Annotated in this window: 19 protein-coding genes; 15 read left to right on the forward strand and 4 right to left on the reverse strand. The window is 62.5% G+C overall.

Annotated features, from left to right (window positions below; all coding sequences use genetic code 11):
* Window positions 1-6 precede the first annotated feature (6 nt).
* From epmA to AC1D2N_RS25000, 9 genes are all read left to right on the forward strand, one after another.
* Window positions 7-1,068 carry an EF-P lysine aminoacylase EpmA gene (gene epmA / locus AC1D2N_RS24960; protein ID WP_018244035.1) on the forward strand — a complete coding sequence of 354 codons (1,062 nt, stop codon included), beginning with the start codon at window positions 7-9 and terminating at the stop codon, window positions 1,066-1,068.
* Window positions 1,065-2,117, forward strand: coding sequence for a lysine-2,3-aminomutase-like protein (locus tag AC1D2N_RS24965; RefSeq protein ID WP_028733575.1), 1,053 nt, complete (start codon window positions 1,065-1,067; stop codon window positions 2,115-2,117). Before epmA ends, AC1D2N_RS24965 begins: the two co-directional genes overlap by 4 nt.
* Window positions 2,118-2,381: 264 nt before the next feature.
* Window positions 2,382-2,633, forward strand: a complete 252-nt coding sequence (locus AC1D2N_RS24970) for an acyl carrier protein (RefSeq protein ID WP_003543737.1) — start codon at window positions 2,382-2,384, stop codon at window positions 2,631-2,633.
* Window positions 2,633-3,814: an acyl-CoA dehydrogenase family protein gene (locus AC1D2N_RS24975; RefSeq protein ID WP_113542535.1), complete on the forward strand. Its 1,182-nt coding sequence runs from the start codon at window positions 2,633-2,635 to the stop codon at window positions 3,812-3,814. Before AC1D2N_RS24970 ends, AC1D2N_RS24975 begins: the two co-directional genes overlap by 1 nt.
* Window positions 3,815-3,819: 5 nt before the next feature.
* The gene (locus tag AC1D2N_RS24980) at window positions 3,820-4,728 is read left to right on the forward strand and encodes an amino acid--[acyl-carrier-protein] ligase (protein ID WP_112905519.1); all 909 of its coding nucleotides are present in this window, start codon (window positions 3,820-3,822) and stop codon (window positions 4,726-4,728) included.
* Between the two features lie 8 nt (window positions 4,729-4,736).
* Window positions 4,737-5,699, forward strand: coding sequence for a DUF1839 family protein (locus AC1D2N_RS24985; protein WP_115157642.1), 963 nt, complete (start codon window positions 4,737-4,739; stop codon window positions 5,697-5,699).
* Window positions 5,700-5,715: 16 nt separating this feature from the next.
* The gene (locus AC1D2N_RS24990; RefSeq protein WP_130653271.1) at window positions 5,716-8,193 is read left to right on the forward strand and encodes a glycoside hydrolase family 2 protein; all 2,478 of its coding nucleotides are present in this window, start codon (window positions 5,716-5,718) and stop codon (window positions 8,191-8,193) included.
* Window positions 8,194-8,238: 45 nt separating this feature from the next.
* Window positions 8,239-9,417 carry a glycosyltransferase family 4 protein gene (locus AC1D2N_RS24995; protein WP_130653270.1) on the forward strand — a complete coding sequence of 393 codons (1,179 nt, stop codon included), beginning with the start codon at window positions 8,239-8,241 and terminating at the stop codon, window positions 9,415-9,417.
* Window positions 9,418-9,505: 88 nt separating this feature from the next.
* Complete coding sequence (locus tag AC1D2N_RS25000; protein WP_130653269.1) at window positions 9,506-12,817, forward strand: oligosaccharide flippase family protein; 3,312 nt, start codon at window positions 9,506-9,508, stop codon at window positions 12,815-12,817.
* A gap of 227 nt (window positions 12,818-13,044) precedes the next feature.
* Here the strand turns inward: AC1D2N_RS25000 and AC1D2N_RS25005 are convergent, their stop codons facing one another.
* The 3 genes from AC1D2N_RS25005 to AC1D2N_RS25015 all read right to left on the reverse strand — a co-directional run bounded on the left by AC1D2N_RS25005 (window position 13,045) and on the right by AC1D2N_RS25015 (window position 15,709).
* A complete protein-coding gene (locus AC1D2N_RS25005; protein ID WP_130653267.1) occupies window positions 13,045-14,223 on the reverse strand; it encodes a glycosyltransferase family 4 protein in 1,179 nt (392 codons plus the stop codon).
* A 272-nt stretch (window positions 14,224-14,495) separates the two neighbouring features.
* Window positions 14,496-14,732 (reverse strand): Lrp/AsnC ligand binding domain-containing protein, encoded by a 237-nt coding sequence (locus tag AC1D2N_RS25010; protein WP_003543721.1) that lies wholly within the window; start codon window positions 14,730-14,732, stop codon window positions 14,496-14,498.
* 68 nt (window positions 14,733-14,800) lie between these two features.
* A complete protein-coding gene (locus tag AC1D2N_RS25015) occupies window positions 14,801-15,709 on the reverse strand; it encodes a LysR family transcriptional regulator (protein WP_197728271.1) in 909 nt (302 codons plus the stop codon).
* Window positions 15,710-15,793: 84 nt separating this feature from the next.
* Here AC1D2N_RS25015 and hglS point away from each other — a divergent pair, with 84 nt between their 5' ends.
* The 6 genes from hglS (at window position 15,794) to AC1D2N_RS25045 (ending at window position 24,219) form a co-directional block, all read left to right on the forward strand.
* Window positions 15,794-17,224 (forward strand): 2-oxoadipate dioxygenase/decarboxylase HglS, encoded by a 1,431-nt coding sequence (hglS, locus tag AC1D2N_RS25020; protein WP_113542530.1) that lies wholly within the window; start codon window positions 15,794-15,796, stop codon window positions 17,222-17,224.
* Window positions 17,225-17,292: 68 nt separating this feature from the next.
* A complete protein-coding gene (locus AC1D2N_RS25025; RefSeq protein WP_130653265.1) occupies window positions 17,293-18,576 on the forward strand; it encodes an NAD(P)/FAD-dependent oxidoreductase in 1,284 nt (427 codons plus the stop codon).
* A gap of 25 nt (window positions 18,577-18,601) precedes the next feature.
* Window positions 18,602-20,140, forward strand: coding sequence for an L-piperidine-6-carboxylate dehydrogenase (gene amaB, locus AC1D2N_RS25030; RefSeq protein ID WP_130653264.1), 1,539 nt, complete (start codon window positions 18,602-18,604; stop codon window positions 20,138-20,140).
* Window positions 20,141-20,351: 211 nt separating this feature from the next.
* Complete coding sequence (locus tag AC1D2N_RS25035) at window positions 20,352-21,368, forward strand: iron ABC transporter substrate-binding protein (protein ID WP_018448296.1); 1,017 nt, start codon at window positions 20,352-20,354, stop codon at window positions 21,366-21,368.
* A gap of 149 nt (window positions 21,369-21,517) precedes the next feature.
* Window positions 21,518-23,185, forward strand: coding sequence for an ABC transporter permease (locus AC1D2N_RS25040; RefSeq protein WP_113542527.1), 1,668 nt, complete (start codon window positions 21,518-21,520; stop codon window positions 23,183-23,185).
* Window positions 23,182-24,219, forward strand: a complete 1,038-nt coding sequence (locus AC1D2N_RS25045) for an ABC transporter ATP-binding protein (RefSeq protein ID WP_018244019.1) — start codon at window positions 23,182-23,184, stop codon at window positions 24,217-24,219. The genes AC1D2N_RS25040 and AC1D2N_RS25045 overlap by 4 nt, the downstream gene beginning before the upstream one ends.
* 384 nt (window positions 24,220-24,603) lie before the next feature.
* On the opposite strand, the gene AC1D2N_RS25050 is transcribed toward AC1D2N_RS25045, so the two are convergent.
* A partial coding sequence (locus AC1D2N_RS25050) for a transposase (protein WP_477982220.1) occupies window positions 24,604-24,735 on the reverse strand: 132 nt, incomplete at its 5' end.

The raw sequence follows: 24,735 nt of genomic DNA on the forward strand, positions 1-24,735 counted from the left end.
CTTGGAATGAACTCTTCGGCGAAAGCGTCCCCCTGGTGGACCCCGTCCGTGCATGCCGACCGCCGTCCGTTCCTGATCGGGCGCAATGCGATCCAGGCGGCGTTGCGCGGGTTTTTCGCGCGCGAGGATTTCGTCGAGGTGGATACGGCTGTGCTGCAGGTCTCGCCCGGCAACGAGGCACATCTGCATGCCTTCGCCACGGAAGCACTGACGACGGATGGGCAAAAGGCGCCATTCTACCTGCACACCTCGCCGGAATTCGCCTGCAAGAAGCTGCTTGCGGCGGGCGAGGAACGCATCTCGTGTTTTGCCCATGTCTATCGCAACCGCGAGCGCGGGCCGCTGCACCATCCCGAATTCACCATGCTCGAATGGTATCGGGCCGGCGAAAGCTACGAGAGCCTGATGATGGATTGCGTGCGGATCCTGGCGCTTGCAGCCGAAACGGTGAAGACCGGGAAGCTTGCCTATCGCGGCGCCGAGAGCGATCCCTTTGCCGGGCCGGAGCGGATCGGCGTTGCCGAAGCGTTTGAGCGTCATGCCGGCATCGATCTTCTCGCCTCGGTCGCCGCCGACGGTTCGACCGATCGCGACCATCTAGCGGCCGAGCTCAGGCGCGTCGGCATGCGTGTTGCCGATGACGACGGCTGGGCCGATCTCTTCAGCCGGGTGCTGGTCGAAAAGATCGAGCCGTATCTCGGCTTCGGCCGTATCACCATCCTCGACGAATATCCGATCTCGGAGGCAGCACTTGCGCGTCCCTCGGCACGCGACCCCAGGGTTGCCGAGCGTTTCGAGCTCTATGCTTGCGGCGTCGAGCTGGCGAACGGCTTCGGCGAACTTACCAACGCTGCCGAACAACGGCGACGGTTCGAGATCGAGATGACCGAGAAGGCACGGATCTACGGCGAGACCTATCCGATCGACGAGGATTTCCTTGCCGCACTGGCGCTGATGCCTGAGGCAAGCGGCATCGCGCTCGGCTTCGATCGGCTGGTGATGCTCGCAACGGGAGCATCACGCATCGACCAGGTGCTCTGGGCGCCGGTTGCGGAGTACGGAAGATGAATGTCGTCAAACCGATCAAGAGCGTCGACGATCTTGTAAAGGCAGGACTGGTCGCGTCTGCCGATCGCGCAAGTCTCGAGGAGGTTGCCGCGCGTTACGCGATTGCCCTGACGCCTGCGATCAGCAAGCTCATCGACCGCACCGATCCCAGTGATCCGATCGCTCGGCAATTCGTGCCTGATATAGCCGAACTCACGGTCGCCCGCGAAGAGCGCGCCGATCCGATCGGCGATCATGCCCACAGCCCCGTCGAAGGCATCGTTCACCGCTATCCCGATCGTGTGTTGCTCAAGGCCGTTCATGTCTGCCCGGTCTATTGCCGCTTCTGCTTCCGGCGCGAAATGGTCGGGCCGCAGGGCCTCGGCACGCTCGATGCCGCGGCGATGCAGGCCGCTTTCGATTATATCCGCGGTCACGAGGAGATTTGGGAGGTCATCCTCACCGGCGGCGATCCGCTGGTGCTTTCGCCGCGCCGGCTCCACGAGATCATGGAGACGCTTGCCGGGATCGCGCATGTGAAGATCGTGCGTTTCCACACCCGCGTTCCGGTCGTCGATCCCGAAAAGATCGATGCGGCGCTGATCGACGCGCTGAGGGCAAGCGGCAAGACGGTCTATGTGGCTCTGCACGCCAATCATGTGAGAGAACTGACGCCGGAAGCGCGGGCCGCCTGCGCCCGCCTCGTCGATGCCGGCATCGCCATGGTCAGCCAGTCGGTGCTGCTCAAGGGTGTCAACGACGATCCCGCCGTGCTTGCGGAGTTGATGAAGGCTTTCATCGAAATCCGCGTCAAACCCTATTACCTGCATCATCCAGATCTGGCGCCCGGCACCGGCCATTTCAGAGTGACGATCGAAGAGGGGCAGGAGATCGTCGCGGCGCTGCGCGGGCGGATTTCCGGTCTCTGCCAGCCGGCCTACATCCTCGATATCCCAGGCGGTCACGGCAAGGCCGTCGTCAGTGGGAGCGCGATCCGGGCGACCGGCGACGGATGTTATTCCGTCACCGATTATCGCGGTGGCGAGCATTCCTATCCGCCCGCCGATTGAGACAAAAGTCGGCGTTTTGCGTGTCATTTCTGTACTCGCCACGCCAGACGCTAGAGTGTGTCGCAGCGTCGAAATTATCATAAGACACTGATATAAAATGGTTATTTACGACAGTGCGGAAAGGATCGCTAAAATCCTAACTATGAGCCTTAGTCATATTTAACTCAATTAATTAGCGGAATGTTCTGTTTTCCGCACTAAAAGAACGCTCATGACAAGGCGATGAACGCCGGTTCGGGATCATGAGAATCTTGGAGTGATGGGATGAATAAGGCAATCCGCGACCTCGTAGCCAAATTCGGCAAGCTTCCTGGGTCGATCGACCAGGTCGCCGACGACGCCGATCTTTATGCGGCAGGTTTGACGTCCTTTGCTTCTGTGCAGTTGATGCTTGGTCTCGAAGAGGCTTTCGACATCGAATTTCCCGACAATCTCCTGAACCGCAAATCCTTCGCGAGCATCTCGGCCATCGCCAGGACCGTCGATCTGATCCGGGACAGCCGGAAGGTCGCGTGATGAATTTCCCCGTCAAGATCATGCAGGACGGTCTTGTCGCAAGGGTGGCCCGCGTCGCCGAAATCGCTGCGAAGCACGCGGATGCCGTTGATGCTGAAGCCCGTTTCCCCCGGGAAGCCGTGGATGCGATGAAGGCCGAAAGGCTGCTCGGCATCCAGGTGCCGCGCCATCTCGGCGGCGAATCCGCCTCGATCACCGAGATCGCCGAATTGTGCTCGCTGCTCGGCCAGGTTTGCGCCGCGAGCGCCATGGTCTTCGCCATGCACCACATCAAGCTGTCGAGCCTCGTTGAACACGGCGCCGACAGCGAATGGCATCGCGGTTTCATGCGCCGCATCGCCGCTGAGCAGCTGCTGATCGCATCCGCCACCACCGAAGGCGGTATCGGCGGAAACCTGCGCAACAGCATCTGTGCGGTCGAGGTCGATGGCGACACGTGCCGTCTCGAAAAGGATGCGACCGTCATTTCCTATGGCTCGCATGCCGACGCCATTCTCATCACCTCGCGTGCCCACGCGCAGGCGGCTTCCTCCGATCAGGTGCTGACGGCCTTCCACAAGGACCAGTACACGCTCGAGAAAACGCATGTCTGGAATACGCTCGGCATGCGCGGAACCTGCTCCGACGGCTTCCTGTTCAAGGGCGAAGCGCCGGCGCATCAGATCCTGCCGAAGCCTTTCGCGGAGATCGCGGCGCAATCCATGCTTGCCTCCTCGCACCTCTTGTGGAGCGGCGTCTGGTACGGCATCGCCGTCGATGCCGTTGTGCGCGCCCAGGCTTTCGTGCGCGCCGCTGCCCGCAAGGCGCCGGATGCCCAGCCGCCGGGCGCGCTGCGCCTTGCCGAGGTTTCGAACCTGCTGCAGATGGTGAAATCCAACGTGGTTGCCGGCCTCAAGGCCTACGAAGATGCCAAGGCCGATGCCGACAGGCTCTCTTCGATGGGATTTGCGGTGGCGATGAACAACGTCAAAATCGCCTCGTCCGAGACGATCCTGGAGATCGTCAACCATGCGATGCTGATCTGCGGCATCATGGGCTACAAGAACGGCACGCCCTTCAGCCTCGGACGCCATCTGCGCGACGCGCATTCCGCACAGCTCATGATCTCGAATGACCGCATCCTCGGCAACACGTCGAGCATGCTTCTTGTCCATAAGCAGGACACTAGCCTACTGGGGTGACAGTCATGGATATGCAGACCTCGTTTCTGGACCGGCTTTTCGAATCCGGCCTGCTGATCGATACCGGCATCGACGGGCTCTACGGCCGTAGCGGCCAGTTCGAAGACGTGATCGCTGCCTTCGAGCGCCTGATCGACACGTTCGGCGGCGCCGATGGTGCGGAGGCCATGCGCTTTCCGCCCGGCATGAACCGCGCCTTCTTCGAAAAGAGCGGCTACATGAAGAGCTTTCCGCAGCTCGCCGGCACGGTGCACAGCTTCTGCGGCAGCGAGCTTGATCATGTCAGCCTGCTGCAATGCATGGAAGTCGGCGAGGACTGGACCAAGGGGCAGGAGGCGACCGACATCGTGCTGACGCCGGCTGCCTGCTATCCGCTCTATCCGACGATCGCCAAACGCGGCAACCTGCCGAAGTCGGGCGGCCTCTTCGACCTGCAATCCTATTGCTTCCGCCATGAGCCGTCGAAAGACCCGGCCCGCCAGCAGCTGTTCCGCATGCGTGAATATGTCTGCATGGGCACCGAGCTGCACGTCACCGATTTCCGCCAGCGCTGGATGGATCGCGGTGTCGAGATGATGAAGGCCGTCGGTCTCGAGGTGACGATCGACGTCGCCAATGATCCGTTCTTCGGCCGCGCCGGCAAGATGCTCGCCAATAATCAGCGCGACCAGAACCTGAAGTTCGAGCTGCTGATCCCGATTACCTCGGCTGCCAATCCGACCGCCTGCATGAGCTTCAACTACCATCAGGATGCCTTCGGCACCAAATGGGGTCTCAATCTCGAAGACGGCAGTGTCGCGCACACCGCCTGCGTCGGCTTCGGACTGGAGCGCATCGCCCTTGCCCTCTTCCATCATCACGGGCTCGATGTGAAGCAATGGCCGGCCAGCGTACGGAAAGCGTTGTGGGGCTGAGCAAATCGATGACATCGGTATTTTCGGGAATCGACCCGGAAACCTACCGGGCGCATGCGCTGCATTCCGGCGAGCGCGCCTGGCCGGAAACCAATTGCTATGTCGATCTCTGGATCGAAGTGCTGGCGACATCAGGCGTTGCACCAGAGGCGATGCTGGGTTTTACCCTGACGCAGGATTTCGAGGGCGACCAGTTCACCTTCTTCAAGGTGCCGCTCGAGGATCTCGAAGCGCTCTACGGCATTCGTGCGACTGAGCTTGCCATCTACGACCGTGTCGAACGCCATGCCGAGGTTCAGATCGCGCGGGGCCGTCTCTGCCTGATCGAAATGGATTCCTTTTACATGCCGGATACGCGCGGCACCGCCTACCGGCAGGAGCACGGCAAGACGACGGTTGCGATCAACCGCCTGGATGTTGCGGCAAAGCGCGTCGATTATTTCCACAATGCCGGTTATTTCCGTCTCGAAGGCGAGGATTTCGACGGTCTGTTCCAGCTGCAGCTGACGGAAAACGACCCGCCGTTCCTGCCCTACACGGAATTTGCCCGATTCCCGGAAAGACCGGCTGATGAAGAGCATCTGCGATCGACCGCGCGGCGGCTGGCCGGCTTTCACTTCATCAGGCGTCCCCGCGAAAACCCGATCCGCGCCTTTGCAAGCATCTTTCCGCAACAGGTCGAGGCGGTGGCGGAACGGCCGTTCGGCTTCTTCCATAAATACGCCTTCAACACGCTTCGCCAGGTAGGCGCCAATTTCGAGCTGGCGGCCGATCATCTCACCTGGCTCTCCCCTGGTGAATTTGCGGCTGCCGCCGAGCATGCCAGGCGCATTTCGGAGGTGGCGAAATCGGTGCAGTTCCAGCTTGCCCGCGCTGTCACCCGCAAGAAGTTCGAGCCGTTGCAGGCAGCTCTTGATCCTGCCGCCGATGCATGGGATTCCATGATGGCGTCGCTTGCGGGGCGAATCTGAGGCCGGAGATCTGACCATGCGGGGGCGTTTGGCGAGCATCGGTGCCGAGGAAAGTCTACTTTCCGAAGGCTGGAACCTGATCCTGACGGAGCCGGGCGCCTGCGCCGTGCCGCACGACATCCCGCTCTCGGCGCAGTTGATTCCAGCACCGGTTCCCGGCACCGTCGCCGCCGCGCTTGAAAAAGCCGGGCTCTTCGACCGGGAAAATCCCGAGCCGCTGAACACACGGGATGCCTGGTATCTCTGCCGGCTTTTCGATGCCGAGCCCGGCGACGCGATCCTGCGTTTCGAAGGACTGGCGACGCTCTGCCATGTCTTCCTGAACGGCCAGGAAATCCTGTTTTCCGAGAGCATGTTCACGGCGCATGAGATTCCGGTGACGCTTTCGGGCGGCGATGAACTGGCTTTGTGCTTCCGGGCGCTCGGTCCCCGCCTGTCGGAGCCGGGGCCCCGTGCGCGCTGGCGGCCGCAGATGATCACGCCGGCGGGCTTGAAGAATTTCCGCACGACGCTGCTCGGTCATATGCCGGGCTGGTGCCCCGATATCCATGCCGTCGGGCCATGGCGGCCGATTTGGATGGTGCGGCGCAATCCCGTCTCGATCGACAATGTCTCCATCCGCGCCGTATTCGAGGAGAGTGGTGTCGGCCGTCTCAGCGTGTCCCTGCATAGCAATGCCGAGAATCCCTCAATGTTGCTGCGCTGCGGCGGGATGGAGCAGCCCTTCGAGAAGGTCGGCGACAGTCATTACTCGGCTATCCTCAAGCTTTCCGATATCGAGCCCTGGTGGCCGCATACGCATGGCGCTGCGCGTCTCTATGAGCTGACGCTGGTTTCCGACGGGGTGGAATATCCGCTCGGCAGGACCGGCTTCCGGCGCATCGACGTCGACCGCGGTGCAGATGGCGATGACTTCGCGCTCCTCGTCAACGGCGAACGCATCTTCTGCCGTGGCGCCGTGTGGACGACGGCCGATATCGCGCGATTACCGAGCGGGCGGGCGGATTATGAGCCGTTCCTGCGGCTTGCTGCCGGAGCCGGCATGAACATGATCCGCATCGGCGGCACCATGGCCTACGAAACGCCTGATTTCTTCGCGCTCTGCGACGAGCTCGGTCTGCTCGTCTGGCAGGATTTCATGTTCGCCAATTTCGATTATCCGCGCAACGACAAGGCTTTTCTCGGTCACGTGCATGCGGAGGTCGAGGAACTTCTGCACGGCGTGCAGGCGTCGCCTTCGCTGGCTGTGCTCTGCGGCGGCAGCGAAATCCACCAGCAGGCGGCAATGCTCGGTCTGCCGGCGGAATTCTGGAGCGGACCGGTCACTGATGAAATCATCCCGGCGGTCGTCGCGCGCATGCGCCCCGATGTGCCCTATGTCCCGAACTCGCCCTATGGCGGAGCGATGCCCTTTTCGCCGAATGCCGGTATCGCCCATTATTACGGCGTCGGCGCCTATATGCGGCCGATTGCCGATGCGCGCCGCGCCGATGTGCGTTTTGCCTCCGAAAGCCTCGCCTTCGCGCATGTGCCGCAGCAGAGGACGCTGCAACGTCATCTCGACGTGCCCGCCGTCCACAGCCCGCTATGGAAGGCTCGCGTGCCCCGCGACCGCAGCGCATCGTGGGATTTCGAGGATGTTCGCGACTTCTACCTGCAGCTTCTCTACGGTTTCGATCCGGCCCAGCTGCGCCGCGAAGATCCGGAACGCTATCTCGATCTCTCCCGCGCCGTCACCGGGGAGGTGATCGAAGAGACTTTTGCCGAATGGCGGCGCAAAGGCTCGGCCTGCAATGGCGCGCTCGTCTGGACGCTGCAGGACCTGCTGCCTGGCCCCGGCTGGGGGGTGATCGATTCCACCGGAGAGCCGAAGCCCGTCTGGTATGCGATGCGCCGTGCCTTCCGGCCGGTTCAGGCAATCTTCACCGACGAGGGAACGAACGGTCTCGACGTGCATGTCGTTAACGAGACGGATGCCGCGCTCGACGTCGAGCTCGAGGTCGTCTGCCTGCGCGACGGAAAACAGCAGGTCGTCAGCGGCAGCAGGGCCTTCAAGCTGGCGGCAAGGGACACGGAGCGTCTTGCCTGCACCGCGCTGTTCGGCGCCTTCTTCGATACGACCTATGCCTTCCGTTTCGGGCCGCCGGCGCATGATGCAAGCGTCGCACGCCTGCGTTCGCTTGTGGACGGCGCCATTCTCGCCGAGAGCTTCCACTTCCCCTGCGGACGGGGGAGGGCGCTGCATGACGCAGGGATCGAAGCATCATTCGGCAGAGACGACGACTGGTTCGTCGATCTCAGGACCGACCGGCTGGCGCAATCGGTGCATATCGACGTCGAGGGCTATCGGGCCGACGACGACTGGTTCCACCTTGCCCCCGGCGCGATGCGGCGGGTGAAGCTCCACCCGCTGTCCGGCGCGCAAAGCGATACTCCGCCTGCGGGAGAGATCAGAAGTCTAGGCAGTTCGCATCGCGTCGCAATCGAGGGCTGATGCCCCTGCGAAGAATGATGCCGATCCATTGGGAAAGACCGTGATTTGAGAACGATATACCGCCTTCTGCGCGCCCATGTCCTGCAGCGGCTGATCCCGCGGTCGCGTGTTGCCTTCAACCCACGCAGGCCGGTGGAAGTCGTCGGTTATCTCTCGATGGCGGTCGGTGTCGGCGAATCGGCAAGGCTCTGCGCCGACGCATTGTCGGAGGCGGGGCTGGCGATTTCACTCTCCGACGTCAGCACGCATCCTGACGAGAATTCCTTCGCCGGATGGACGCCGTCGCATCTTTCCACCGAACCGGCGGGAAGCCGGATCTGGCATCTTAATCCGCCGATGCTGCCGCGCGCCATCCTGAAGAAGGGCGTTGCGAATTTCAGCCGCGCTTTCAACATCGGCTATTTCGCCTGGGAGCTCGAAGTCGTGCCGGCGGAGTGGCGCAATGCGATGCATTACATGAATGCCGTCTTCGTGCCGTCGGAATTCACCAGGCTGGCGATTGCGCCGCTCACCACGGCGCCGGTCATCGTCGTTCCGCATCCCGTTACCGAGAAGCCGGCGACCGAAGGCATGCGCCAGAAATTCGGCATTGAGGAAGACGCCTTTCTCGTCAGCTTCATCTTCAGCGCCGGCTCCTCGATCAACCGGAAGAATCCGCAGGCCGTCATCGAGGCCTTCCGGATATTTGCCGCCGAATGCCCCAGCGCCTTCCTGTTGATGAAGGCCAGCGGCGATATCGGCAAGGACGAAGGCCTGCGCGAACTGGTCGCTTCGGTTAAGGGCAATACCCGGATCAAGATCGTCACCGACAGGCTGTCGGACTCCGATATCAACGGCCTCATCCGCTGTTCCGACGCCTATCTTTCGCTGCATCGTTCCGAGGGCTTCGGGCTGACGGTTGCCGAGGCGATCATGCAGCGTACGCCCGTCATTTCCACGGCCTGGTCGGGCACAGCGGACTTCTGCGATCCCGACAATAGCTGGCTGGTTGGCTCTCCCCTTATTCCTGTGGTCGATACCCATCCCGAATTTGCCGGGCTCGAGGGTGCAGTCTGGGCCGACCCCTCACCCGAGGCGGCGGCCGGGTACTTGAGGGAAATTTTCCGCGCGCCAGAGCGTGCACGAGAGAAGGCCGGGAAGGCGCGGGAGTTCCTGCTGCGCTACCTTGCGGAAAACAGCTACGAGAAGGCGCTTCAGACATTGACGGCGATGCAGGCCAGCTAAGCTGAGGTCGTCACTCCGCTTTATTTTAACATTTTCGCATTAGAGATGGCGGGTATGCGGCGGTAGGCCGATCCTGACGGATGGACAGATGTCGAAGGGTATTATCGCAAACTCGGTGATGAACGCGGCGGCAGGCATGCTGCTGCTGCTGACGGGCTTCGTTTCCTCGATCATAACCGCGCGGTTGCTCGGGCCGGAAGCCAACGGCATCGTCGCCTTTTCGCTCTGGCTGGTGGTGACCGGCGCCTCGATTGCCGAGCTCGGCTCCAGCATCACACTGCTGAAGACGTTGCCGCAACTTTCGGCGGAGGGTTTCGATGCGCGTCGCCGGCGGGGCTTTGCCGCCATCCTCGTCAGCTTCATGATGTTCTCGACCGTCGTGCTGCTGGCGCTCTACGCGCTGTTTTTCCTGACGTCCGAAAAGATGCACTGGGCCGACACCGCGCCATCCGTCGCTCTGGTCACCGGCGTGCTGTTCTTCATCCAGGCGATCGGATCCTTCGTCAAATTCTACCTGATCGGCGAAAAGAAGCTTGGCGCCTTCTTCAAGCTGACGGTCGCCGTCTCGATCGTGCAGCTTGCCGGCGTTGCCGTCGGTGCCGTTTTCTATGGCGTCGAGGGTGTTCTCGTCGGTTATGCGCTTGGCCAGCTGGTGCTGTTTTTCGCCACGCTGCCGATCCTTCTTGCACGGCGCGACTGGTGCGGGGTCTCGCTGAAATATCTCGCCTCTTCCTCCGTCATCCTGTCGATCCAGTTCATCATCGATTCCATTTTCCTCAACCGGCTCGAGCTGCTCTTCCTGCAGCAGTTCTGGTCGGTGGAGATGGTCGGTTATTATGCCGTCGGCCTGTCGATCGCGAATATCGCGCTGCAATTGCCGATCCAGATGACCGGCAGCCTGCTGCCCTACTATTCCGAGCGGCGCCACAGCAGCGACGATTCGACATTGCCGGTCGAGGTCTTCGCCGCCGTCACCCGCAGCATGGCCTATATCGTGCTGCCGATGAGCCTCGGGCTTGCCGCGATCTCCAGCGAACTGGTGCTCGTGGTGTTCGGCGAAGCGTTCCGCCGCAGCGGGACGGTGGTGGCGCTGCTTGCGCTCGTCGCTCCCGCCTATACCTTCATGCAGATCCTCAGCCTCTACCTGCTGTCGATGGACAGGGCCCGCTCCCGCCTGAACATCAGTGTGATAGGTGGCCTACTGATGGTAGCGGGTTGTTTACTGATCGTACCTAGGCTTGCGGCCGAGGGTGCCGCACTTGTGCGCATCCTCGTATTCGTTGCGATGTCGGTGATGATGATCAGACAGACAGGATTCGGATCCCAGCTTTCGGGTCTCTACGCAAGCCTGACGAAGGTGACCCTCGCCTCCGTCCTCTGTGCTTGCGGAGCGATTTCCGTGCTGGAATTCGTCCAAGGTCCGGCCGGATTGGTCGGCGCGATCATCGCCGGCGCATTCGCCTATTTCGCGGCGCTCCGGGTGCTGCGCGCCGTGCCGGGCGAGGATGTCGAAGTCATGCGCTCCATTCTCGACAAGATGCCGTCCCTGCTGCGGCGACCGGTTGGCCACGCGATCAATTTCATCGCGCCGCGGCTTCCCGGCGATCCCGACCGCGCCAAAGTCGCGCCCGGCGAATTCTCGCTGGAGCCGGCCGAGGGGGCGGGACGCAACGCTGCCCTGCCTGTCGTCTTCGACGGCACGATCGGGCTGTTCATGCCTGAGAATCCTCTCACGAAGAAACGTTCGGCCGCCGTGCTCTTCGTCAGCCCCTGGGGTTTCGAGGAGATGTGCAGCCGCAAATTCTTCCGCGTCGCGGCCGAGCATTTCTCGGATATTGGCGTGCCGAGCCTGCGCTTCGACTATCGCGGCACCGGTGACGCGCTCGATTTCGGGGCGCTGCCGGCAAGGCTGGAAACCTGGGAAAACTCGATCCGTGCGGCAGCTGACAAGCTGAAGTCGCTGAGCGGCTGTGACCGTATCATCCTCATCGCGCAGGGCCTCGGCGCGACGCTTGCCCACCGCGTCGGTTCTTCGATCGAAGGCGTCGACAGCCTCGTCATGCTGGCGCCGGTGCTGAGCGGCAGGGCCTATCTGCGCGAACTCAACATGTGGTCCAAGATCATCGATGCCGATCTCGGCCTCGGCAAGGAGCATGTCCAGACCGCGAAGGTGCAGATCGCCGGGCTCGTCATGCCCGAGGAAATCGCTGCCGAGCTCGGCAAGCTCAACATCGCCTCGCCGCAGGGGCTCGCAGCCTCGCGCTATCTGATCCTCGAACGTCCTGCCAAGGCCGAGGATACCGGCTTTGCCGATGCGATGAAAGCGCTTGGCGCCGATGTCGAGCAGAAGGCCTTCGAAGGCTATGACGAACTCGCCACCAATCCGCTGTTTGCCAAGACGCCGATGGCTGTCGTCGCGCTGCTGACGACGTGGCTGGAGGCAACAACGACAGAGACATCCGCCGCCCATTCGCCGGCGGTGATCGACAACCCGCTGCTTGCCGGCGATGATTTTGCGGAAACGCCTGTCCGTTTCGGAAGCCATAATCATCTGGTCGGCGTCGTCAGCCGGCCGCTCGGCGAGATCAAGGGCAATGCCGTGCTCTTTCTGTCGACGGCCTATGACCGGCATGCCGGCTGGGGACGGACGACGGTCGACATGGCGCGCGAGCTCGCCCGCCAAGGCGTCGTGTCGCTGCGTTTCGATTCCGCCAATGTCGGCGACAGCCCGCCGCGGCCGGATGCACCGGAACAGGTACTTTATTCCGATACGCAGACCGGAGATGCGGTCGCCGCGCTCGATCTGCTCGAAGGCGTCGTCGCCGGCCCGGTCATGGTCGCCGGCCGATGCAGCGGCGGCTATGTCGCCTTCCGCGCCGGCGTCGCCGACGAGCGCTTGAAGGCTGTCGTGTCGATCAATCCCTTCGTCTATTACTGGGATCCTGACATGCCGGTGCGCAGGGAGCATGTCGTCTCCGTTCCCCGCAGCCTGGATGACTACAGCCAGCGCCTGGCGCGGCTCGACACGCTGAAGCGGCTGCTGCGCGGCCAGGTGGATGTTGTTTCGGCGCTGCAGAATATCGTCATCGCTGCCGGCCGCCGGCTGTCGCCGTGGATCGCGCCGGTGCTCGAGCTGCTTCCCGACCGGCGCCATATCGCCCGCGAGGTCCGGCACTCCTTCGCGCTGTTCGGCAAGCGCAGGGTGCCGTTGACGCTGATCTACAGCGAGGGCGATGTCGGGCTCGACCACGTCTATTTCCACTTCGGGCCGCGCGGCGCCAGGCTTTCCCGCTATCCGAACGTGCGCCTGCTGATGCTGCCGGATGCCGACCACAATCTGACGCCGCCGCAATCACGCAAATTTGTGCTCGACGAGATCATCCGTCTCGCCAGAGCATGACCGGGATTTCAGCCAAAGCGGTTCAGCTTTTAACGGAAGCGCAGGACCGCTCTAGCCTTTTGTATTTACGCAATTCCGGACGGAAAACCGCTTCGCACTTTTCCTGGAATTGCTCTGAAGCATGTCGCGCAAAAGTGTGCAGCGGTTTTGCGCCGAAGACATGCGGAAAGCAAAGATCTAAAGTCCGGCAAGCGAATCTGAAAGATCGCGACGCGCTTTAGGCGGGATCAGATGTTTTCCGCGGCGACGACATCAAGCGATCTGTAGAGATCGATATAGCGTTCGGCGACGATATCCCAGGAATAGCCGCACGCGGCGTCGAGAAGCCCGGCCCGCACCACGTCCGGTTGGCGCGAAAGGTCTTCATAGGCCGTTTCGATCGCCGTGGCGGCGGTCTCAGGATTCGTGAAATCGGCAAGCATGAGAACGGGATGCCGGGCGGCAAGCGTCGCAAAGGCATCGTTGGCGTTCAGCACCGGCAGGAGGCCGGCGCTCATCGCCTCCAGCGCCACCAGGCCGAAACCTTCATATTCCGAGGCGGAGGCGAAAATCGAGGATTCTGCGATGATGCGCCGGATGGTGTCGTTGTCGGGCGACACATGCAGGGTGACGCGGCCGGAAAGATGACGGCGTTCAATTGCGCCTTCGACATCCGCCCGGTTCAGGTCGGATTCGGCGCCGACGATGTCGAGATGCCATTCCGGGTCGCGGGTCTTCAACGCGGCCATCGCATCGAGCAGATGGTCGATGCGCTTGTTCACGGAGAACCGGCCGATCGTGACGATGCGGCGCTTTGCCCGGCGTGATGCGGTGTCGGCGAACTTGCCGATATCGGCGCCGTTTTCGATCAGGAGACTGTCTGGCACGATCTCGGAAAACTGCTTGAGGTCGGAGGCGCTGCAGCAGACGACGCGGCGATAGGCCATCGCTGAAGCGCGGGTCAGCGTCCGGAACCAGATCTTCTTGATTGCCGCGTATTTCCGCGTGTGGAAGAAGCCGCCATGGGTGGTGACGATCATCGGTTTTCCGTGCAGCAGCCGGCCCCAGGCGAGCGCGTCGAAGAAGAAGTCGATGGCGTGGACATGGACGAGATCGGCATCGGCGAGATGGCGGAAAACCTGCGGTGCCAGCGGATAGCGGCTGGAGCCGGACCAGGGAATGCGCACCACCTCGATGCCGTCGATATCTTCGCGAAGCGGCAGCTTGTCTTCAGGCGCGGTGAAGAGCGAATCCAGCGTGACGACGCGCACGCGGTAACCGCGGCGCACGGTCTGGCGGGCGAGATTGGCGACCACGTCTTCCAAGCCGCCGCGATTGGGCAGGAATTGGCGCACGACATGGACGATCAGCGGAGCTGTTTCCAACTTCGGCTTCGCGCGCACCCTATCTGCCTCGACGATCGACATTTTCCACCTATCGCTGCACGTGCCGGCCCGCGCTGATGCGGGCCCGTGATAACAACGACCAGATATGCCCGGCGTTAAGGCGCGGTTTAGGCGACCGCTTGCGAGGGCCAATCTTCGCGAAAAGGGTTAACCGTGTCTGACGGGAATTTAGAGCGTTTCCGTTTTTCTCGAATCACGGAAACGCTCTATCTCTTTTGTTTTCACGCAATTCCCGGCAATAGCGTTTCACGCTTTGCCTGGCAAAACCGCTACGCACTTTTGCTGGAATTGCTCTAGAATGCCTTGAAGGTCAGCGTGGTCAGCGAGCGGACGATGCCGGGAATATTGGCGATGTTGTCGTTGATGAATTTGCCGATATCCTGGCCTTCCTCGATATAGACCTTCAGCAGCAGATCGTAGTCGCCGCTTGTGGAATAGAGCTCCGAGACCAGTTCAGTCTGGTAGATGGCGTCGGCGACATCATAGGTCTTGCCGGGTGCGCATTGGAGCTGGACGAAGATCGGCTTCATGGAGATTTCCTGCAAAGTTGTTTGGAGCACATAATGGTCGAAAGCGCCATGCCGATGCAAGCCGTTCGTCACACAGCCAGGTTGGTGGTCGCTTCCGCGACGATCCAGTCACGAAAGGCGGCAAGCGGCGCATAATCGGCGCGCTCGGGCGGAAAGGCGAGATAATAGCGCTCGCGACTTTCCATTTCACGGTCGACAGCGGCGACGAGATCGCCGCGCCTGATCTCCTCCTGCATCAGGAATGTTGGCAGCAGGGCGACGCCGAGGCCGGCGATTGCCGCCTGCGCGGCGGTGGCGAACTGGTCGAAGAGCATGCCGTGGACGTTTTCGAAGGAAACGTCGTTGCTGGCGAACCACTGCTCCCAGGCGTCAGGGCGCGTCGTCAGATGCAGAAGCGGAACGGCAAGCAGATCCTCTGGCGCTTTGATCGCGTGTCGCTGCAGAAAATCAGGACTGCAGGCCGGCACCGTGCGCTCCGACATCAGGAAGGCGAGTTCGGCGCCCGGCCAGTGCGGATGGCCGAAATGGATGGCGGCGTCGATCGAATCGAGGCGGAAATCGAAGGGCGAAAGTCGGGTCACCAGATTGATGGTCACGCCGGCATTGGCGGCGAGAAAGCGCCCCAGGCGCGGCGCCAGCCAGCGCGTGCCGAAGGTCGGCAGGATGGCGAGATTGAGCGTGCCGCCATGCGGATTGGCGCGCAGGTTCAGCGAGGCGCTCGATATCCGCCGCAGCGCCTCGCGAATCTCGCGAGCATATCCGTCACCGGCAAGCGTCAGCCGCATGGTCTGGCGTTCGCGCAGGAAGAGCTCGACGCCAAGCTGCTCCTCCAGCGCACTTACCTGGCGGCTGACGGCGCTCTGCGTCAGATCGAGTTCGCGCGCCGCTGCGGTCACGCTGCCGGTGCGGGCAACCGCCTCGAAGGCGGCGAGATGCGAAATCGATGGCAGAAAACGTCTAGACGTGAGCATGGTCATTCCATTTCAGAATGGGCTATTTCCGAAATAGCGATATTTGCGGCTTTGTCGCGCGTGTAAAGAGGTTCATCCTGCAAAAACGGAATGAGCCGGAGTTTCCCAATGCCGCAAGCCTTCGTTTCCCCAGACCGCATCCGATCGCTGTTCACCGAGGCGATGTCGCAGATGTATCGGGCGGAGGTGCCGCAATACGGCACGCTGATCGAACTGGTGGCGGATGTGAATGCCGGCTGCCTCGAAAACGATCCCGATCTGCGCGAACGTCTGGCCCAAGCCGGCGAGCTGGAGCGCATCGATGTCGAGCGCCACGGTGCCATCCGGCTCGGTACGGCTGACGAGCTCTTCACCATCCGCCGGCTGTTTGCAGTCATGGGCATGCAGCCGGTCGGCTATTACGATCTTTCGGTCGCCGGTGTGCCGGTTCATTCCACCAGCTTCCGGCCCATCGACGAGGCAGCGCTCAACGTCAATCCATTCCGCGTCTTCACCTCGCTGTTGCGATTGGAGCTGATCGAGGACGAGGAGTTGCGCGGCGAAGCCGAAGCCATTCTGGCGAAACGGCGGATCTACACGCCGCGTGCCGTCGCGTTGATCGAGCGCCACGAGCAGAACGGCGGCCTGACCGAGGCGGAAGCGACGGAATTCGTCGCCGAGGCGCTGGAAACCTTCCGCTGGCATGGCGAGGCGACAGTCAGCGCCGAAACCTATAAGCGGCTGCATGATGCGCATCGGCTGATCGCCGACGTCGTCAGCTTCAAGGGGCCGCATATCAACCATTTGACGCCGCGCACGCTCGATATCGACGCGGTCCAGGCCCGCATGCCGGAACGCGGCATCACGCCGAAGGCTGTCATCGAAGGCCCGCCGCGCCGTCATTGCGATATCCTGCTGCGACAGACGAGTTTCAAGGCGCTGGAGGAAGCGATCGCCTTTTCCGATGATGATGGTGCGATTCAAGGGACGCATACCGCCCGCTTCGGGGAGATCGAACAGCGCGGCGTGGCGTTGACGGCGAAGGGCCGGGCGCTCTACGACCGGCTGCTCGCCTCGGTTCGCGGCGAGGTGCAGGTGGGCGCCGGCGGCGCCAAGGCCGGCGCCTACGACGACGAACTCGCCGCACGTTTCAAGGCACTCCCGGACAGCTGGGATGAGTTGCGCAGGGCGGATCTGGCCTTCTTCCGCTATGCCGCGACGCCTGCGGGCATTGCCGCCGCGGCCGGCAGCATGCTGCCCGGCGATCCGGAGGCGCTGATCGCCAAGGGTTACCTTGCCTTCACCCCCATCGTCTACGAAGACTTCCTGCCCGTCAGCGCGGCCGGCATCTTCCAGTCGAACCTCGGCACCGACCAGCAGCAGAACTACGCGACCCGCTCGAACCGTGACGCCTTCGAGGCAGCACTGGGTGCTACCGTTCAGGACGAGCTGGCACTTTACGCCGAACGTCAGGCTGCATCGCTGGATTCGGCACTGGCCGCGCTCGACCTTGCGGGCCTGCCGCTGAAGACCGTTGCGTGAAATGGCAAGTTCAACACTTTCTTTTATGCATTAGAGTATCCGCGATTTCGCTCTGATCGGACTGAGCCATGCTGAATGATCCGCGCTCCCACGGCCTCTGGGAAAAGACAGCGCCCGAAGCGCCGACGACCTCGCCTCTCGACGGCGCGATTTCGGCCGACGTCGTCATCGTCGGCGGCGGTTACACCGGCCTCTCTTCCGCCCTTCATCTTGCCGAAGCCGGGTCGAAGGTGGTGTTGCTGGAGGCCAAGGAGATCGGCTTCGGCGGTGCCGGGCGCAATGTCGGGCTGATCAATGCCGGCATGTGGGTGATGCCCAACGATCTGCCCAGCGTGCTCGGCCCGGTGCATGGCGAACGTCTGCTCGATCTGCTCGGCAATGCGCCGAAGCTCGTCATGGAGCTGATCGACAAACATCAGATTGCCTGCGAACTCGAACGGAACGGCACGCTGCATTGCGCGGTCGGCCCGGATGGGCTGAAGGAGATCGAGGATCGCGCGGCGCAATGGTCCGCCCGCGGCGCAGCCGTGACGCTGCTTGATGCGGCGGAAACGGCAAAGCGCATCGGCAGTGATGCCTATACCGGTTCGCTGCTCGACAAACGCGCCGGCACGCTGCAGCCGCTTGCCTATGCGCGCGGTCTTGCCCATGCCGCCTTCAAGGCCGGCGTCGCCATTCATACATCCAGTCCGGTCATCGCTACTGAGCGGAATGGCAGCCGCTGGACCGTGAAGACGGCAAGCGGCGAAGTCAGCGCCGAGTGGATCATCGTCGCGACAGATGCCTACAGCACCGGTCCGTGGGAGCAGGTGCGCAGCGAACAGGTGCATCTGCCCTATTTCAATTTTGCCACCGTGCCGCTCGGCCACAATCTGCGTCAGTCGATCCTGCCGGGGCGCGAAGGCGCATGGGATACCAAGGAAATCCTCTCCTCCTTCCGCATGGACCAGGCCGGCCGGCTCGTTTTCGGCAGTGTCGGGGCGCTGCGCAATACCGGGTTGGCCATACACAAGGGCTGGGCCAAACGCGCATTGAAGCGGCTCTTCCCTATTATCGGCGATGTCGAATTCGAGTGCGAATGGTATGGCCAGATCGGCATGACCGACAATGCGCTGCCGCGCTTCCACAAATTCGCCCCGAATGTCGTCGGCTTTTCGGGTTACAATGGCCGCGGCATTGCGCCCGGCACGGTCTTTGGTCGCACGCTGGCGGAGCATGTCCTCGGCCGGATTGGCGAAGCCGATCTGCCGCTGCCGCTGACCGCGCCCAGCAAACCGAGCTTCCGTGCGCTCAAGGAAATATGGTACGAAGCCGGCGCTCAGGTCGCCCATTTCGCCGATGCACGCTTCTAAGCACAATAAGATTGGAAACACGACAATGACCATCGCCGTCCTCGATCTCGCCACCGAAACCGCCAAGCTGCTTGCCGAACTCGGCGTCGATGCCAGCTGCTGTCACGGCGGCACGCTTTCCGTCACCTCGCCGGTCACCGGCAAGGAAATCGGCAAACTCAGGGAACATTCCATTTCCGAGACGAAAGCGGCGATCGAAGCGGCGCACCAGGCTTTCCTCGAATGGCGTGCTGTGCCGGCGCCGAAGCGCGGCGAACTGGTCCGCCTGCTCGGCGAGGAGCTGCGCGCCGCAAAGACGGCGCTCGGCCGTCTCGTCTCGATCGAGGTCGGCAAGATTACCTCCGAAGGCCTCGGTGAAGTGCAGGAGATGATCGACATCTGCGATTTCGCCGTCGGCCTTTCCCGTCAGCTCTACGGCCTGACGATCGCCACCGAGCGCTCGGAGCACAGGATGATGGAAAGCTGGCACCCGCTCGGCGTGATCGGCATCATCTCCGCCTTCAACTTCCCTGTTGCCGTCTGGTCGTGGAATGCGGCGCTTGCGATGGTCTGCGGCAATTCCACCGTCTGGAAGCCTTCGGAAAAGACGCCGTTGACGGCGCTTGCGGTGCAGGCGCTGTTCGAGAAGGCGCTGAAGCGTTTCGTCGCCGAGGGCGGTAGCGCACCGGCCAATCTGTCGACGCTGATCATCGGCGGCCGCGAGGTCGGCGAAGTGCTGGTCGATCATCCGAAGATCCCACTGGTGTCCGCCACAGGCTCGACGGCCATGGGCCGCGCCGTCGGCCCGCGCCTGTCGCAGCGATTTGCCCGCGCCATTCTCGAGCTCGGCGGCAACAATGCGGCGATCGTCTGCCCGACGGCCGATCTCGACCTGACGCTGCGCGGCGTCGCCTTCTCCGCCATGGGCACGGCCGGCCAGCGCTGCACGACGCTGCGCCGTCTCTTCGTCCATGCCAGCGTCTACGACCAACTGGTGCCGCGCCTGCAGAAGGCCTACGGCTCCGTCACCATCGGCAATCCGTTGGAAAGCGGTACGCTTGTCGGACCGCTAATCGACGGCCAGGCTTTCGAGAAGATGCAGGCTGCGCTTGGCGAGGCGAAGTCGGCCGGCGGCACGGTGACCGGCGGTGACCGCGTCGAAAGCGGTTCGGCTGACGCCTTCTACGTTCGTCCGGCGCTGGTCGAAATGCCTGATCAGACCGGGCCGGTCGAGCACGAGACCTTCGCGCCGATCCTCTATGTGATGAAGTATAGCGATTTCGACGACGTGCTGGCGCTGCACAATGCCGTGCCGCAGGGGCTGTCGTCGTCGATCTTCACCAACGACATGCGCGAGGCCGAGACCTTCGTGTCCGCCCGCGGTTCGGATTGCGGCATCGCCAACGTCAACCTCGGGCCATCCGGTGCCGAGATCGGCGGCGCCTTCGGTGGCGAGAAGGAAACCGGCGGCGGCCGCGAATCCGGCTCGGATTCCTGGAAGGCCTATATGCGCCGCTCCACCAACACGATCAATTACGGCAGGACGCTGCCGCTTGCGCAGGGCGTCAAGTTCGACGTCGAATAAGCCGGCTGCAAAAGTCTGCAAAGAGAGGCGGCGCTCGGGAAGCGTCGCCTTTTTTGCCAAATCGAGATTTATTCCCCTGTAACATGAAATATTTAGTCAAGATATTGTGATGGCTTTTCTGGCCAAGCCAAACTTGAAATCCGCAGTCAGGAAAAATATACGCCTCTCATCGCCCTTGGAGAGCTCGGGTGACATCGTCACGGAGGCCATCATGAACATTGCTCTTAACCGTTTTTCCCTCGCGCTTGCCGCTTCGCTTCTCTCCGCCACTGCGCTCGCTGGCAGCGCTAGTGCGCAGGACGAAGGTCTCGTCGTTTACAATGCCCAGCACGAAAGCCTGGGCCGTGAATGGATCGATGCCTTCACCAAGGAGACCGGCATCAAGGTCACCATGCGCCAGGGCAGCGACATGCAATTCGCCAACCAGATCATCCAGGAAGGCGACGCCTCTCCCGCGGATGTCTTCCTGACCGAGAATTCGCCGGCGATGACGCTGGTCGATGGCGCGGGCCTCTTCGCCCCCATCGAAAAGGAAACGCTGGATCAGGTTCCGGATCAGTATCGCCCGGCCGACGGCATGTGGACCGGCATTGCCGCCCGCACCACCGTTTTTGCCTATGACAAGACCAAGCTCACCGAAGACAAGCTGCCGAAGTCGATGCTCGACCTCGCAGATCCGGCTTGGAAGGGCCGCTGGGGAGCAGCACCTGCCGGTGCCGACTTCCAGGCCATCGTCGCCGCCCTGCTGCAGCTCAAGGGCGAGCAGTCGACGGCCGACTGGCTGAAGGCTCTCAAGGAAAACGCCACGCCCTACAAGGGCAACAGCGTCGCCATGAAGGCGGTCAACGCCGGCGAAGTCGAAGGGGCGATCATCTATCACTATTATTGGTTCGGCGATCAGGCCAAAACCGGTGAGAACAGCAAGAATGTCGGCCTGCACTACTTCAAGAACCAGGATCCGGGCGCTTTCGTCAGCGTTTCGGGCGGCGGCATCCTGAAGTCCACGCAGCACATGAAGGAAGCCCAGGCTTTCCTAAAGTTCCTCACCAGCAAGGCCGGCCAGGCAGTCCTCAAGGACGGCGATTCCTATGAATATGCCATCGGCAAGGATGCGCCTTCCAACGACAAGCTCACTCCGCTTGCCGATCTCAATGCTCCGAAGGTCGAAGCTTCGACCCTCGACAGCAAGAAGGTCGTGGAGCTGATGACGGCCGCCGGCTTGATCTAAAGCGTGGCGCGCCACACTTTAGATCTGTCGTTTTCCGCATGTCGTCGTCGCAAAACCGCGGCACACTTTTGCGCGACATGCTTAGACCTTTCTGCCGCAGGCGTCTTCCGGCCAAAACTATTGCATTTGGCTCAAGAAAACCTTAGGGCATGACGATATCCGGCAACCGCCTTTCCAAGGCGGTTGCCTTCCTTTTTCAGCGTGTAAAGGCATCGGCCTTGCTGCAGGACAACAGATTGCTCGCATCCGGCAACCAGGCGCCGGTCGCGCCGAGGGCCACGCGAATGGCTTTGCCACGCGGACGCATGCCGCACGCTTCCGTGGTCCTCCTCGCAACCATCGTCGCGATCTTCAGTCTCGTGCCGCTCGGCTTCATCGGCTGGGTGACCTACGATGTCGGCTGGGAAACGGTGAAGGCCCTGGTCTTCCGACCGCGCGTCGGTGAACTTCTCGTCAATACGATTCTCCTGGAATCGATCACCATCCCGGTGTCGATCGCGCTTGCGGTGACGCTCGCCTGGCTGACCGAGCGGACGGACATTCCTTTTGCGCGGCTCTGGGCCTGGCTGGCGATCGCTCCGCTCGCCGTGCCCGCCTTCGTGCACAGTTATGCCTGGGTCAGCCTGGTTCCCGGCATGCGCGGCCTGCAGAGCGGCGTCTTCGTCTCGGTCATCGCCTACTACCCGTTCCTCTACCTGCCGGTCGCAGCAGCATTGCGCCGCCTCGATCCGGCCATCGAGGATGCCGCGGCTTCGCTGGGGCTCAATCCGTGGCGGGTCTTCTTCCGGGCCGTGCTGCCGCAGCTCAGACTCGCCATCTGCGGCGGCTCGCTGCTGATCGCGCTGCATCTGCTTTCGGAGTACGGCCTGTTCGTCATGATCCGGTTCGACACTTTCGCGACGGCGATCGTCGACCAGTTCCAGTCCTCCTACAACAGCCCGGCTTCCAACATGCTCGGCGGCGTGCTCGTCGCCTGCTGTCTTTTTCTGCTCGGCTTCGAGGTGTTGGTGCGCGGCAACGAACGTTATGCCCGCGTCGGCTCGGGCTCGCCACGCCCCACGGACCGCCGCCGGCTGGGCTGGTTCGTGGTGCCCGCCGTTTTGCTACCTGTCATCCTGGCGGTACTGACGCTCGGCGTGCCGCTGGTGACGCTTGGCCGCTGGCTCTATCTCGGCGGCACCGATATCTGGCGCATCGAAGTCGGCAACGCTTTCCTGCAGACGATCGTGCTTGCCATTGTCGGCGGCGTGCTGGCGACGATTGCCGCAGCACCCATGGCCTGGCTTTCCGTGCGGGCGCCCGGCCGCCTCCAGCGCGTGCTCGAAGCCTGCCATTATTATGTCGGCTCGCTGCCGGGCGTCGTCGTGGCGCTGGCGTTGGTGACGATCACCGTGCGTCTCGTGCTGCCGCTCTATCAGACATTCGCAACGCTGCTCGTCGCCTATGTGATGCTTTTCCTGCCGCGGGCCATGGTCGGGCTGCGCGCCAGCATCGCCCAGGCCCCGGTGGAGCTGGAGCGCGCCGCGATGGGCCTCGGCCGCACCCCAGGCCAGGCGGTGCGGCAGATCACCATGCGGCTTGCCGCACCCGGAGCGGCCGCCAGCGTCGCGCTGGCCGCACTCGGCATCACCAATGAACTCACGGCAACATTGATGCTGTCGCCCAATGGCGTCGATACGCTGGCGACGAAATTCTGGTCGCTGACCAGCGAGATAGACTATGTCTCGGCCGCCCCTTACGCCTTCATGATGGTCGTGCTGTCGCTGCCGCTCACCCTGATGCTCTATACCCAATCGAAACGGACCGCCGGCCAATGACGCTGCTCACGATCGAGAACATCAGCAAGCGCTATGGCCCCGTCCAGGCGCTGAAGGATATTTCGCTCGAGGTCTCGGCCGGAAGCCGCACGGCCGTCGTCGGCCCGTCCGGTTCGGGCAAGACGACGCTGCTGCGCATCATTGCCGGCTTCGAGCAACCCGATGTCGGCAGAGTGACGCTGGATGGCGACCTGCTCGCGGACGGTCCGGCGACAGTACCGGCACACAAGCGCGGTATCGGCATCGTCTCGCAGGACGGCGCGCTGTTTCCGCACTTAAGCGTTGCCGAGAATATCGGCTTCGGCTTCGAACGAGGCGCAGCCGATCGCGAGAAGCGCATCGTCGAGTTGCTCGACATGGTCGAGCTCGACCGCGGCATGCTGGCGCGGCGCCCGCATCAGCTTTCCGGCGGGCAGCAGCAGCGTGTGGCGCTGGCCCGCGCGCTCGGCCGCAAGCCGCGGCTGATGCTGCTCGACGAACCTTTCTCGGCACTCGATACCGGCCTGCGAGAAAACATGCGCAAGGCGGTTGCGCGCGTGCTGCAGGCGGCCGGCATCACCACCATTCTCGTCACCCATGACCAGGAAGAGGCGTTGACCTTTGCCGATCAGGTCGCAGTGCTCAGGGAAGGACGGCTGATCCAGGCCGGATCGCCGCAATCATTGTATCTGCATCCGCGCGATCGCGAGACGGCACTGTTTCTCGGCGATGCCGTGCTGCTTCCCGCCATCATCCGAAACGGCCTTGCCGACTGCGCCCTCGGCCGCGTCGCCGTCGAGGGCAGTCGTCAGGGCAAGGCCGAGATCATGCTGCGGCCCGAGCAGATTCGTGTTGTTGCCGATGACGGCGATCGCAACTATGGCGGACGTGTCGTCGAGGTGGAGTTCGGCGGTGCGGTCTGCACTGTTGCGGTTTCGCTCGACGGCGTCGCCCTGCCGCCAATCCTGATCAAGACCTCGAGCGTCGCGCTTCCGGCGCGAGGCGACCTCGTTCGCCTCGACATCGCCGGCAAGGCGCATGTCTTCGAGAGCTAGAGCCTTTCCGGGATAGATTGAGGCATTCTGCCGGAGCCGGTTTTCGTCAGGCAAAGGCGATTGGCGAAGGGCATACCCCTTGGTACGTCCGAGTCGATCGCCTTTGCCCTGGCGGAAAGATGCCCGGCCCTTCGGGTTGGCTGAAACGGGCCGGCTGATCGACCGGCCGGCTTGGCCGTAGAGCTTGGCTACGACGCGCGCCGGCCGGTCGACCATCCGACTCCGTTTGAGCCAACAGAATGCTTCAATCTAACCCGGAAAGGCTCTAAACCAAGAGCCCGCACCTCCTATCGGACGCGCGGGCTCTGTTGTTTTCGTTTTCGCGTCATCCTCTCCGGAAATCCGCTTCGATTTCCGGGCTTGTGCGCTAGGAGCTGTGGACAGTTACCTGAGCCACAGGATTGTTGCGGCAATTGCGATCATTGCCCGATAGTTTCGGGCGGTTTTCTCGTATCTGGTGGCGATGCGTCGAAATTGTTTGAGTTTGGAGAAGCAGCACTCGATCAGATGACGCTG

It is taken from the genome of Rhizobium sp. P1_B8 (assembly GCF_056406515.1).

Bases quoted from the DNA above. Each gene is read 5' to 3' on its own strand.
- epmA (WP_018244035.1), top strand. From the start codon at position 7: ATGAACTCTTCGGCGAAAGCGTCCCCCTGGTGGACCCCGTCCGTGCAT.
- AC1D2N_RS24965 (WP_028733575.1), top strand. From the start codon at position 1,065: ATGAATGTCGTCAAACCGATCAAGAGCGTCGACGATCTTGTAAAGGCA.
- AC1D2N_RS24970 (WP_003543737.1), top strand. From the start codon at position 2,382: ATGAATAAGGCAATCCGCGACCTCGTAGCCAAATTCGGCAAGCTTCCT.
- AC1D2N_RS24975 (WP_113542535.1), top strand. From the start codon at position 2,633: ATGAATTTCCCCGTCAAGATCATGCAGGACGGTCTTGTCGCAAGGGTG.
- AC1D2N_RS24980 (WP_112905519.1), top strand. From the start codon at position 3,820: ATGGATATGCAGACCTCGTTTCTGGACCGGCTTTTCGAATCCGGCCTG.
- AC1D2N_RS24985 (WP_115157642.1), top strand. From the start codon at position 4,737: ATGACATCGGTATTTTCGGGAATCGACCCGGAAACCTACCGGGCGCAT.
- AC1D2N_RS24990 (WP_130653271.1), top strand. From the start codon at position 5,716: ATGCGGGGGCGTTTGGCGAGCATCGGTGCCGAGGAAAGTCTACTTTCC.
- AC1D2N_RS25000 (WP_130653269.1), top strand. From the start codon at position 9,506: ATGTCGAAGGGTATTATCGCAAACTCGGTGATGAACGCGGCGGCAGGC.
- AC1D2N_RS25005 (WP_130653267.1), bottom strand. From the start codon at position 14,223: ATGTCGATCGTCGAGGCAGATAGGGTGCGCGCGAAGCCGAAGTTGGAA.
- AC1D2N_RS25010 (WP_003543721.1), bottom strand. From the start codon at position 14,732: ATGAAGCCGATCTTCGTCCAGCTCCAATGCGCACCCGGCAAGACCTAT.
- AC1D2N_RS25015 (WP_197728271.1), bottom strand. From the start codon at position 15,709: ATGACCATGCTCACGTCTAGACGTTTTCTGCCATCGATTTCGCATCTC.
- hglS (WP_113542530.1), top strand. From the start codon at position 15,794: ATGAGCCGGAGTTTCCCAATGCCGCAAGCCTTCGTTTCCCCAGACCGC.
- AC1D2N_RS25025 (WP_130653265.1), top strand. From the start codon at position 17,293: ATGCTGAATGATCCGCGCTCCCACGGCCTCTGGGAAAAGACAGCGCCC.
- amaB (WP_130653264.1), top strand. From the start codon at position 18,602: ATGACCATCGCCGTCCTCGATCTCGCCACCGAAACCGCCAAGCTGCTT.
- AC1D2N_RS25035 (WP_018448296.1), top strand. From the start codon at position 20,352: ATGAACATTGCTCTTAACCGTTTTTCCCTCGCGCTTGCCGCTTCGCTT.
- AC1D2N_RS25040 (WP_113542527.1), top strand. From the start codon at position 21,518: ATGACGATATCCGGCAACCGCCTTTCCAAGGCGGTTGCCTTCCTTTTT.
- AC1D2N_RS25045 (WP_018244019.1), top strand. From the start codon at position 23,182: ATGACGCTGCTCACGATCGAGAACATCAGCAAGCGCTATGGCCCCGTC.